The following is a 7,983-nucleotide window of genomic DNA, read 5'->3' as shown; positions in this document are numbered from 1 at the left end:
GTCTACGGCCTGGGTGCCAGGCAGCAGTCGCCGCACAGTTCCCCGCCGGGCGGAACCCGGTAGTACAGGCAGCAACTGCGGCGTACGAACCGCCCCGTGGTGTCGACGGTCCCCGCGGCGGCCAGCGGGTCGCGGGTGAGCAGATCGCCTACGAGCTGCGACATCGCCGCGGCCAGCGCCGGGCGCCGCCCGGCCGCCTGGAGGGTGCCGGCCAGCGCCGATGCCGCGTTCCCCCACAACAGACCATCGGCCAGCCGGGTGACCTGGAGCAGGACCGTGCGCAACGGGCGCAGCTGACCGTCCACCACGAGCGTGTGCACGTCCGAGGCGGGGTCGGCCGACCGCCGCGCCACGGGTTCAGGGAGCCACAGTGCGATCGGGGCCCCGGGGGCCCATCTCCAATGCAGATCCGACAGGTCGAGGACCATCCCGTACGCCGCGCACGCCACCGCCGGCGACCACAACCGTGACGCGAGCCCCTGGAACAGGATCGACGCCGCGACGCGCCGTTCCCGGGTTCCCAGCCTCTGCGCGTACGCCTCGACCAGGCCGAGCAGGCGCTCCGGGTCGCGTTCGGGCAATGGACGCCAGCCCGCCCCGGCATCGCCCGGACCGGCGTCGCCCGAACCGGTCGAGACCACGAAGTACGGGCCGAGCGCCGCCACCTCGCGCAGCGTCGAGGCGGCGGCGGCACGGCCGAGGAACTCCATCGGGCCGGCCCCGGCGGTCAGGCGTTCACCGACGCCCGGGCGGTGCGACCGCGGTTGAACGCACGCTCGGTGAGAGCGCCGAACAGCAGGCCGAACGTGCCCCACAGGACGAGCTGGATCCCGAGCGAGGCGATCCGGAACCGCCACAGCACCGTCGCGTCGAAGCCGTCGGGAACCTCGTTGACGACTGGGGTCACCAGGTAGACGACACCGACCACGGCGACGAAGGCGGCACCGCCGGCCAGGCTCGCGTTCCAGCCGCCCAGCCGAGGGAGGAGACGCCGGCCGACATGGACCGCCGCGACGATGGCGAGAACGCCGAACAGCATGAGCGAGAAGTACAGCGCCGTCCGGCTGCCGATGGTGTCGGGATTGCCGGTGGCGGGCGGGGTCGGCGGATACTTCAGGAACGGCACCAGATACACCGCGACGAATCCGCCGAGCGCCACGAGCACCGAGGTGGCCCGAGCCCCGAACCGGCCGATCCGGCCGTAGGCCAGGGCGAACACGATGGCGAACAGCCCACCGAACGCCACCCCGTACACGCCCAGCGCGGTGATCAGGCCGACCGTCTGCTGAACGGTACGGCTGACCACCTCGGGCTCATGCCCGCCGGCCTCGTGCGCGGCGGAATGGGCCTCCTCGAAGGCGATGGCGTGCCCCACCTGGGGTTCACCGAAGATCCAGGCGATGACGGTCGCGAGCGCGGCCGCGACCAGCCCGACGAGCATGCCGCGGACCAGGAGAGATCTCATCATGATGCGGGCGTCCCGGCGTCAGTGGCACGGGAAGCCGAGCAGATGCCGGCCGTCATGGGTGAACTCATGCACCCACGTACCGCTGAACAGCGACGTGGCGCCCTGCTCCGCACCGACGAAATAGATCAGTACGAGGCCCAGGACAGCGGCGAACACCGCCCACGGCACCACCTGCCGGACCGGGATGCGAAGCGGGGCGGGGTTGACACCCTCGGCGGGCGAAACGGCAGATTCAGCCATGACGGTCTCCTCACGGGGGTGCACACGCCCCCGATAGCGGGAAGACGACGGGTCAGTGTCCTGACTCCCGGATCTCCGCCTTCCTTCGACCTTCCAGCCGCGACACGGCCGTGGTCGTCAAGTGAGGGAAGCTCCCCGGTCACAGTGGCGGGCCCGTCCTGGAATCACACCAGGTTCCTGCACACCATCGCCTCGATGTTCACTTATCTCGCAAAGAGTCCCCTACCTACCCCCTACGCGTCAATCCGCCGAGATGTCTGGAGGATCTCACCGAGAAGGTAACCGTGTAGTGCCCGCGTCGTGATCAGACCGTGTCGTGGCTTCGGGGTCGATATTGTTTGTTCGAAGGCTCTGCGGGGACACACGCGCCATGACAACCCTTCTGTGGCTCATCGCCGTCGTACTGGTCATCTCCGGCATCTACGTACTTCTCGCACGCCGGGACATCCTGTGGGGAGCGGTCCTGATCGTGGTCGGGCTCCTGGTCGGGCCCGGTGGTGTCAGCATCTTCGGATAGCGTCCATCCGTCGCGCCGCATGACGCGGCCCGACGCGTCTTTCCACCGGCCGGCCCGTTCCGTCGTGGGATCGGACCGCCCAATTGATTCAGCTTGCGCTGAATTCAGTTACTGCTTTACCGTTGCGGTATGACCTCGACGGCGAAGAACGGGCCGGCAGTAGTGGTGGACGCCGATGCGCTCGAGCGGGTCGGCGTGGCGTTGGCCGATGGCACCCGAAGGCGGATGCTCCTGGCACTGCTGGAAGGTCCCGCCTTCCCCGCCGAACTCGCCGATCGGCTCGGCCTGACCCGCGGGAACGTGTCGAACCACCTGGCATGTCTACGCGGCTGCGGCCTGGTGACCGCCACTCCCGACGGACGCCGGGTGCGCTACCGGCTGGCCGACCCCCGGCTGGCACACGCCCTCGCCGACCTCGCCTCACTGGTGCTGGTGGTCGCCAACGAGAACACCCCCCTGTGCTCCGACGAGGCCGTGTGCTCCGATGACACCGTGTGCGCCGACGAGGCCGTGTGCGCCGATGACACCGGCCGCCGCCCGCGGACCGGGCAGCAGACCACACCGGCGGCCGAGCCGCCGCCGTCTCCCGCGGTGTCGCCGTGAACGCCGTGGCCCTCACCATCGGGCCCTCCCCGGCCCGGCGCCGGGCCCTGACCCGCCGGATCCGCCGGCTCGTCGCCGCCACCATCGCCTACAACGTGATCGAGGCGATCGTCGCGATCACCGCCGGGACGATAGCGTCCTCGGGTGCGCTCGTGGCGTTCGGGCTGGATTCCATCATCGAGGTCGCCTCCGCCACAGCCGTGGCCTGGCAGTTCTCGGCGGCCGACCCCGAGGCGCGTGAGCGCACCACCCTACGGATCATCGCGGTCTCGTTCTTCGCACTCGCCGCCTACGTCGCGGTGGAATCGGTGCGGGCGCTGGCCGGCGTAGGCGCGGCCGAGCATTCCACCCCCGGCCTGATCCTGGCCGCCCTGTCGCTGGCCGTCATGCCGGGGCTATCGCATGCCCAGCGCCGGGCCGGCCGCGAGCTCGGATCGGCCAGCGCGGTCGCCGACTCGAAACAGACCCTGCTGTGCACCTACCTGTCTGCGGTGCTGCTGATCGGGCTGGCGGTCAACACCGTGTTCGGCTGGGCGTGGACGGATCCCATCGCCGCCCTGGTCATCGCCGCCGTCGCCGTCAAGGAGGGCCGCGAGGCCTGGCGCGGGGACGTCTGCTGCGCCTGCCCGAGCCTGACGGGCGAGCCGCGGCCGTGTTCAGGGCAGACTCCGGCATCAGGCACCATGGCAGAGTGACTTCGGCCGTAGACGAGGATCCCGGCGGTGCGTTCGGCGCGTCGCGCGCCGAGCCCGATCCGATCACCGATCCGGCGCTGGCGATGCTGGTCGGTCTGATCGCTCGCGGCGGCGCGCTCATCCTCAGCGGGGCCGGCCTCTCCACAGAATCCGGTATCCCTGACTACCGGGGCGCGACCGGGCGCAAGCGGCGGGCCGAGCCCATGACCTACCAGACCTTCGTCGGCAGCACCGCGGCCCGTCGGCGGTACTGGGCCCGCAGTCATCTGGGCTGGCGGCACATCACTCGCGCGACCCCCAACGCCGGTCATCGCGCGGTCACCGAGTTGCAGCGCCGCGGGCTGATCGCCGGGATCATCACCCAGAACGTCGACGGCCTGCATCACGCCGCCGGCGCACAGAACGTGATCGAGCTGCACGGCGGCCTCGACCGCGTCGCCTGCCTGTCCTGCGGCGAACGCACCCCCCGCCGGCTGCTCGAGCAGCGACTGCACGCGGCCAACCCCGACTGGCACGCCTGCGTCGGTGCGATCAACCCCGACGGCGACGCCGTACTCGCCGACGACCAGATCGAAGCCTTCACCATCGTGGACTGCCAGAGCTGCGGCGGCCTGCTCAAGCCCGACGTCATCTTCTTCGGCGAGAACGTGCCACGACCTCGCGTCGAGGAGTGTTACGCCTTGACCGAGCGCGCCGGCACGCTACTCGTCCTCGGGTCCTCGCTGACCGTGATGTCCGGCTACCGGTTCGTCCGCCACGCCGCCCAGCACGGCATCCCCGTCGCGATCGTCAACCAGGGTCCGACCCGAGGCGACGAGCATGCCCGCTTCACCCTCGACGCCCCGCTCGGCTCGACCCTCACCGAGTTGCTCCAAGGGCTCGCGCCGAACCGGTGACCCACCGGTCACCGGGCCCGCTCGCGCCTGAGCACGGCAAGACGTTCCTGTTCGGTCAGACCGCCCCAGACTCCGTCCTGCAGACGCTCGGCGAGCGCGTAACTCAGGCACTCCCGCCGTACGGAGCAGTCATGACACACGGACACGGCCCGCCTGACCTGGTGCTCGCCGTCGCCGTACGAACTGATCGGAAAGAACAGCTCGGGGTCTTCGCTACGACAGGCGCCCCGGTCCATCCAGGTGGCGGTGTTCGCATCGGACAAGATGGCTGTCATGAATCCACCTCAGGCGAGATCGGGAGCGTGCCATCGCACACGCTCTGTGGTGTGGTGGAGTCACTCCTTGCCCGACAGCGAAAAGTATGCGTGTAAATCGCGATAAATGTCGGACCGTCTCACCCAGGCGTAAGGACGAGTCAGCGGACTGTCACATCGCCGGTTCCGAGGGAGGTGGGCAGGACCCCGGCGCGAACGGGGTCAGAACTCCGGCACGGCGTCGGCCGGATCGGTCGTGAGGTCCCCCTGCTCGGCCCGGGCCATCGCGGCGATGGCCTGCTCCCGGTCATAGCTTCCGCGCCGCCATGAGAGGACCCAACCGCTCGGCGTCGCCATCGCCACCTGAGCGCACCGGTCGCTGGTGATCCACTCGTCGTTGATGGTCAGTGCCATGTTCTCGACCCGCATGAACCCCTGCCTGTTCTATCGTGTGTCGTCTTCATTTCCGCCGGAGCCGTTCACTCACGTCATCGCCTCCTCGAACTCGGATTCGAATGTCTACCCGGATGCCATCCGGTCAACCATCCCCCAGGAGAGAGGGCCCGCCAAGCCCTCGCACCGGATCGGACAGGCGCAGGCCGGATCCGGCACCGGCCACAGCGGGCTCGGCGCCGAAGCCACCCCCCGAGTCCTAACGAAGAGCCGGGAACAGCTCCGCCTCGGCCCAGGCGATGAACTCGTTCTGCCGGTCGGCGCCGATCTGACAGAACGCGATGTGCGTGAAGCCCACGTCGGTGAACTTCCGCACCGCTTCGACGTAGACGGTGATGTCATCGCCACACGGCACGACCTCCGCGACGTCCTCCGGCCGGACGAACCTGGCGTGCGCCTCGAAGTTGACGGGGGCCGGCAGCTCCGACATCACCTTCCAACCGGCCACACCCCAGCTCCACAGCTCGTGGGCACGGCGCTTCGCCTCCTCCGCGTCGGTGCCGTAGCTCACCGGGATCTGACCGTATTTCGGCTTGCCGCGCCCGCCCACCTCGTCGAAGCCCTCCACGAGAGCCCTCTCCGGCTCGGTCGCGATCAGCGCGTCGGCCCACTTGCCGGCCAACCGCACCGACCGGTCGCCCGAGACCGCCATCGCGATCGGCACCGGCCGATCCGGCCGGTCGTACAGCTTGGCGGACTCGACGTCATAGAACTCACCGCGGTAGTTGACGTAACCGCCCTCGAACAGGTCGCGAATGATCTCGACCGCCTCGGCGAGCATGTCGTGCCGGAGGTCGGCGGACGGCCAGCCCTTGCCCACGACATGCTCGTTGAGGTTCTCGCCGGCGCCGACGCCGAGGGTGAAGCGGCCGTCCGACAGCACCCCCATCGTCGCCGCCTTCTGCGCGACGACCGCCGGGTGGTAGCGAATCGTCGGACACGTCACGAACGTCATCAACGGAATGCGCTCGGTCGCATGGGCTGCGGCACCCAGTACAGACCAGGCGTACGGAGCATGGCCCTGCCGTTCGAGCCAGGGAAAGTAGTGATCGGAGATCACTGAGAAGTCGAAACCCGCCGCCTCGGCCCGGACCAGGTCGGTGACCAGCTGCTTGGGCGGGGTCTGCTCGCACAACATCGTGTATCCGAATTCCGTCATGGAGCGCGCTTACCCGGACGCCCACGCGCTAACCGAGGAGGTGCGCATGACACCTGAGCAGGTGCGACGGCCGGCAGATCCGCCTCTCGCCGGCCACGACGCGGCGAGCGCCACCGGCCGAGGAACCGACAACCTCAAGAGTCTTGACAAAAAAGATTGTCGGTGTGAGAGTTGGGGCACCCGAACAGAAGGAGTTCCGAGATGACCGCCACCGCCATGACCACCGCCCCGACCACCGCCCCGACCACCGCCATGATCGACCAGACCACGCGACCCGTCGTCTCCAGTGCCCGGCGCGCCCGGAGCCTCGCGGTCGGCGCTGCGGTGCTCGCGAACAGCCTGATCTACCTCGTCGCCCACGCGCTGGGCACCGACTTCAAGCTCACCGACCCCGGTAAGGCCGAGGCCCACGCCCTCATCCTCCCGGAGATCATCGTTTTCACCCTGGTCCCCTGCCTGCTCGGCTGGGGCGCCCTCGCGCTGCTGGAGCGCTACACCCGGCACGCAAAGGCGATCTGGACCGTGCTCGCGACCGTCGTGCTCGCGCTGTCCTTCGTGCCGCTGGCCATCGAGCACGCCACCACCGACACCAAGATCGTGCTGTCGGTCATCCACCTGGTCGTGGCGGCCGTGCTGGTCCCGGTGCTGCGCCGGAGCTCCGCGCAGACCCGGTGAGCGGCGGCAGAGATCAGTCCTCGCCGGGCACGCTCTTCTCCGACCCGCTTCGACGGCCGCATACAGATCGATCTGTATGCGGCCGTTCGGCGTTGCGGACGTCATCACTCGCGGAACGGGTACCTCGCGTCCAGTTCGATGTTCAGCAGCAGGACGTTGACCCGGGGTGCGCCGAGAAAGCCCAGCGCCCGGCCCTCCTCGCTGTCGTCGATCAGCTGCCGCACCTTCCGCTCCGGCACTCCGCGGGTCCGGGCGATCCGCGACGCCTGGAGCCGCGCGAATTCCGGGGAGATGTGCGGATCGAGGCCGCTGCCGCTCGCGGTCACCGCGTCCGCGGGCACCATGGGCCTGGCCGGAGCGCCACCACGGACCGCAACGATCACACCCGGCGAATAGTTTTCACCGCGCCTCGCGCACTCGACGGTCACGCCTTCGTAGGTGGCGAGGAACGGCCGGGCCACGACGCCGCACTGCTCGTTGCGGCTGACCACCCGGACCGGGTCGGTCACCTTGCCGAACCGGTCACGAGGCCCGATCACGGACAGTACCGCCCCGACCCCGCCGGGGGTGCAGAACGGGCGGGCCCCGCTCACGCCCTCCAGTGCGCCGACCGCCCTGCTGCGGGAGCAGACCTGCGTGAGCAGGCTGTCCCTGGCCGTCCGCGCGCGGATCTCCGCGGCCTTGTCCGCCGGATTCCTCGGCAGTGTGTCGACGATGTCCTCCGGCCCGAGGTTGCTGCCGCCGCTCGCCATCGGGTCATATCCGGACCCCGCTGCGGAGGGCCGGCTCTGGAAGTACTGCCGCAGAGCGCCGCCGCCGGCGGCGGTGAACGGCTGGCCGATGAGCCGGCTGCCGATGGTGTGGCCGCCGGCCTCGACCATCGACCCTTCGGCCCGGCCGTGCAGACCGGGGAGGAACGTCACCGCCCACACCGCGAGCGGATAGCCGATACCGACGATCACAGTGAGGACCAGCAGGAGACGGAGCGCGGCCAGGTGCCTGCGGACCCAGATCGGCATGCGC

Annotated in this window: 11 protein-coding genes, 1 pseudogene and 1 riboswitch; of the genes and pseudogenes, 5 read left to right on the top strand and 7 right to left on the bottom strand. The window is 69.6% G+C overall.

Annotation, left to right across the window (positions count from 1 at the left end; all coding sequences use genetic code 11):
• Positions 1–2 precede the first annotated feature (2 nt).
• From HKK72_RS14070 to HKK72_RS14060, 3 genes are read right to left on the bottom strand one after another with little or no spacing between them, the layout of a single operon-like run.
• Positions 3–710 (bottom strand): (2Fe-2S)-binding protein, encoded by a 708-nt coding sequence (locus tag HKK72_RS14070; RefSeq protein ID WP_187234785.1) that lies wholly within the window; start codon positions 708–710, stop codon positions 3–5.
• A gap of 17 nt (positions 711–727) precedes the next feature.
• Positions 728–1,468 (bottom strand): CbtA family protein, encoded by a 741-nt coding sequence (locus HKK72_RS14065; protein WP_187234784.1) that lies wholly within the window; start codon positions 1,466–1,468, stop codon positions 728–730.
• 18 nt (positions 1,469–1,486) lie between these two features.
• Complete coding sequence (locus tag HKK72_RS14060; RefSeq protein ID WP_187234783.1) at positions 1,487–1,708, bottom strand: CbtB domain-containing protein; 222 nt, start codon at positions 1,706–1,708, stop codon at positions 1,487–1,489.
• A gap of 32 nt (positions 1,709–1,740) precedes the next feature.
• Positions 1,741–1,930: riboswitch (cobalamin riboswitch) on the bottom strand.
• Positions 1,931–2,078: 148 nt separating this feature from the next.
• Between HKK72_RS14060 and HKK72_RS14055 the strand changes: the two genes are divergently transcribed.
• The 4 genes and pseudogenes from HKK72_RS14055 (at position 2,079) to HKK72_RS14040 (ending at position 4,419) form a co-directional block, all read left to right on the top strand.
• Positions 2,079–2,225 carry a GPGG-motif small membrane protein gene (locus HKK72_RS14055; protein ID WP_187234782.1) on the top strand — a complete coding sequence of 49 codons (147 nt, stop codon included), beginning with the start codon at positions 2,079–2,081 and terminating at the stop codon, positions 2,223–2,225.
• A gap of 129 nt (positions 2,226–2,354) precedes the next feature.
• Positions 2,355–2,681: pseudogene (locus tag HKK72_RS14050) on the top strand (ArsR/SmtB family transcription factor); the annotation flags it as partial.
• A 143-nt stretch (positions 2,682–2,824) separates the two neighbouring features.
• Positions 2,825–3,523 (top strand): cation transporter, encoded by a 699-nt coding sequence (locus HKK72_RS14045; RefSeq protein WP_187234780.1) that lies wholly within the window; start codon positions 2,825–2,827, stop codon positions 3,521–3,523.
• 83 nt (positions 3,524–3,606) lie between these two features.
• Positions 3,607–4,419: an NAD-dependent protein deacetylase gene (locus HKK72_RS14040; protein WP_187234792.1), complete on the top strand. Its 813-nt coding sequence runs from the start codon at positions 3,607–3,609 to the stop codon at positions 4,417–4,419.
• A gap of 8 nt (positions 4,420–4,427) precedes the next feature.
• Here the strand turns inward: HKK72_RS14040 and HKK72_RS14035 are convergent, their stop codons facing one another.
• The 3 genes from HKK72_RS14035 to HKK72_RS14025 all read right to left on the bottom strand — a co-directional run bounded on the left by HKK72_RS14035 (position 4,428) and on the right by HKK72_RS14025 (position 6,285).
• A complete protein-coding gene (locus HKK72_RS14035; RefSeq protein ID WP_315987237.1) occupies positions 4,428–4,694 on the bottom strand; it encodes a WhiB family transcriptional regulator in 267 nt (88 codons plus the stop codon).
• A 201-nt stretch (positions 4,695–4,895) separates the two neighbouring features.
• Positions 4,896–5,102 carry a hypothetical protein gene (locus HKK72_RS14030; protein WP_187234779.1) on the bottom strand — a complete coding sequence of 69 codons (207 nt, stop codon included), beginning with the start codon at positions 5,100–5,102 and terminating at the stop codon, positions 4,896–4,898.
• Between the two features lie 223 nt (positions 5,103–5,325).
• Complete coding sequence (locus HKK72_RS14025) at positions 5,326–6,285, bottom strand: TIGR03557 family F420-dependent LLM class oxidoreductase (RefSeq protein WP_187234778.1); 960 nt, start codon at positions 6,283–6,285, stop codon at positions 5,326–5,328.
• Positions 6,286–6,486: 201 nt separating this feature from the next.
• Between HKK72_RS14025 and HKK72_RS14020 the strand changes: the two genes are divergently transcribed.
• A complete protein-coding gene (locus tag HKK72_RS14020; protein WP_187234777.1) occupies positions 6,487–6,960 on the top strand; it encodes a DUF6069 family protein in 474 nt (157 codons plus the stop codon).
• A gap of 104 nt (positions 6,961–7,064) precedes the next feature.
• Here the strand turns inward: HKK72_RS14020 and HKK72_RS14015 are convergent, their stop codons facing one another.
• Complete coding sequence (locus HKK72_RS14015; protein ID WP_222720685.1) at positions 7,065–7,979, bottom strand: potassium-transporting ATPase subunit C; 915 nt, start codon at positions 7,977–7,979, stop codon at positions 7,065–7,067.
• Positions 7,980–7,983 lie beyond the last annotated feature (4 nt).

This window comes from Actinomadura sp. HBU206391 (assembly GCF_014323665.1).
In the GTDB taxonomy this organism is placed as follows: domain Bacteria; phylum Actinomycetota; class Actinomycetes; order Streptosporangiales; family Streptosporangiaceae; genus Actinomadura_C.
The sequence above is the reverse complement of the archived record's forward strand: the minus strand, read 5'-3'. Positions and strand labels throughout refer to the sequence as shown.